This is a genomic window from Caulobacter sp. AP07 (genome assembly GCF_000281955.1).
In the GTDB taxonomy this organism is placed as follows: Bacteria; Pseudomonadota; Alphaproteobacteria; order Caulobacterales; family Caulobacteraceae; genus Caulobacter.
This window is the reverse complement of record NZ_AKKF01000272.1, coordinates 1-2,109: the sequence shown is the minus strand read 5'-3', so window position 1 is coordinate 2,109 and position 2,109 is coordinate 1. Positions and strand designations below refer to the sequence as shown.

The window sequence follows — 2,109 nt, the reverse complement described above, 5'->3', positions numbered from 1 at the left end:
GGGAGAGGGTTTCGCATCTTGCATTCCCCGATCATCGGTATATGACTGACGGGTCAGTTATATACGAGCGCCATCATGCAGGCGGGACAACCCAAGTGGCGGCGGCGCAGCGAAGCCCGTCCCGGCGAGATCATCGAGGCGGCCCTGGCGGTGTTCGCCGAGAAGGGCTTCGCCGCCGCGCGGCTGGACGACATCGCCGCCCGGGCCGGGGTCTCGAAGGGCGCGCTGTACCTCTATTTCGAGACCAAGCAGGACCTGTTCCGGGCGGTGGTGCGCGAGACCGTGGCCCCGAACCTGACCGCCGTGGAGGCCTTCGCCGACCAGGGCGGCCTGGCGTTCGCCGACCTGATCCGGCTGATCTTCGCCCGCATCGCCGATGTAGTGGCCGAGGGGCGGCTGGGGCCGGTGGCCAAGATGGTGATCGGCGAGTCGCGCAATTTCCCGGAACTGGCCAGGGTCTGGCACGAGGACGTCGTCAGCCGGGTGCTGAACGCCGTCAGCCGCGCCGTGGCGGCGGCCCAGGCGCGCGGCGAGGTTCGGGCCGGCGACGCCCGGCTCTATGTGCTCAGCCTGGCCGGGCCGTTGCTGATGGGCGTGTTGTGGCGCGAGGTGTTCGTGCCGATCGGGGCCGAGCCGATCGACCTGAAGGCGCTGCTGGCCCAGCACGCCGAGGTGGCGCTCAAGGGCATGCTGCTGGAACCTGAAAGGGTAGGCGCATGAAGCGTCCGGCCAAGATCGCGCTCGCCGTCGTGGCGATCGGCGTGGTGGGCTTCCTGGCCTGGCGGACCTGGGGCCCGGGCGCGGCCCATCCGCGCCGGCTGTCGGGCTATGTCGAGGGCGAGACGCTGTACGTCGCCGCCTCGGTGGCCGGGCCGGTCAGCGTGGTGTCGGTCGAGCGCGGCCAGCGGGTCGTGGCCGGCCAGCCGCTGTTCGCCCTGGACGCCGCCCAGCTGGTCGCGGCCCGCGACCAGGCCGCCGCCCAGGCCGCCGCCGCCCAGAGCCAGGCGGAGGACGCCGCCAAGGGCCAGCGGCCCGACGAGCTGGCGGTGTTCGACGCCCAGCGCGCCGCCGTCCAGGCCGCCCTCGCCCAGGCCCAGGCCGATTACGACCGGATCGCGCCGCTGGCGGCCAAGGGGATCTACGCCCCGGCCCGGCTGGACAGCGCCAGGGCCGCCCTGCGCACCGCCCAGGCCAATGTCCGCACCGTCGAGCAGCAGCGCCGGGTCGGCACGCTGGGCGCGCGGCCCGACGCCGTCCGCGCCGCCGAGAGCCAGGCCGCGGCCGCCCGCGACCAGCTGGCGGTCGCCCAGAACCGCCTGGACCTGATCAGCCCCCGGGCCCCGGCGGCCGCGCGGGTGCAGGACGTCTTCTACCAGCGCGGCGAGTGGGTGGCGGCCAACCAGCCGGTGGTGGCCCTGCTGGCCGACGACCGGGTGCGGCTGCGCTTCTATGTGCCCCAGGCGCAGGTCGAGCTCTATCGGCCGGGCGCCCGGGTGGCGTTCAGCTGCGACGGCTGCAAGCCCGGGCTGGGCGCGCGGATCAATTTCGTCAGCCCACGGGCCGAGTTCACCCCGCCGGTGATCTACAGCCGCGAATCGCGCGACCGCCTGGTGTTCCTGGTCGAGGCCCTGCCCGACCGGCCCGCCGACCTGCTGCCCGGCCTGCCGATCGACGTCGTGCCATTGACGGGGCCGGCCAAGTGAGCGCCGCCGCCGCGCCTCAGGCTCGGCCAGCCGATTTGGCCGTGGACGTGCGCGGCCTCGACAAGTCGTTCGGCGACAAGCGCGTGGTCCAGGACCTGTCGATCCAGGTCGGGACCGGCAAGATCACCGGCTTCCTCGGCCCCAACGGCTCGGGCAAGACCACCACGCTGCGGATGCTGTGCGGCCTGCTGACCCCGGACGGCGGCGAGGGCGAGGTGCTGGGCCTGGATTTCCGGCGGCACGCCGACGCGATCAAGCGCCAGACAGGCTACATGACCCAGAAGTTCTCGCTCTACGAGGACCTGTCGATCCGCGAGAACCTCGACTTCGTGGCCCAGATCTACGGCCTGGACCGCCGGCGCGGGCGGGTGACGGAGGCGCTGGAACGGCTGGGCCTGGCCGGCCG

3 protein-coding genes are annotated in these 2,109 nt (G+C 73.2%); all 3 read left to right on the top strand.

Translation table 11 applies throughout. The features are described 5' to 3' along the window. Positions 1-75 precede the first annotated feature (75 nt). Positions 76-720 (top strand): TetR/AcrR family transcriptional regulator, encoded by a 645-nt coding sequence (locus PMI01_RS23460; protein WP_007675284.1) that lies wholly within the window; start codon positions 76-78, stop codon positions 718-720. Next, positions 717-1,703: an HlyD family secretion protein gene (locus PMI01_RS23455; RefSeq protein WP_007675281.1), complete on the top strand. Its 987-nt coding sequence runs from the start codon at positions 717-719 to the stop codon at positions 1,701-1,703. The genes PMI01_RS23460 and PMI01_RS23455 overlap by 4 nt, the downstream gene beginning before the upstream one ends. A gap of 41 nt (positions 1,704-1,744) precedes the next feature. Next, positions 1,745-2,109, top strand: a 365-nt coding sequence (locus PMI01_RS23450) for an ATP-binding cassette domain-containing protein (protein ID WP_238537110.1), incomplete at its 3' end; no start/stop codon positions are given.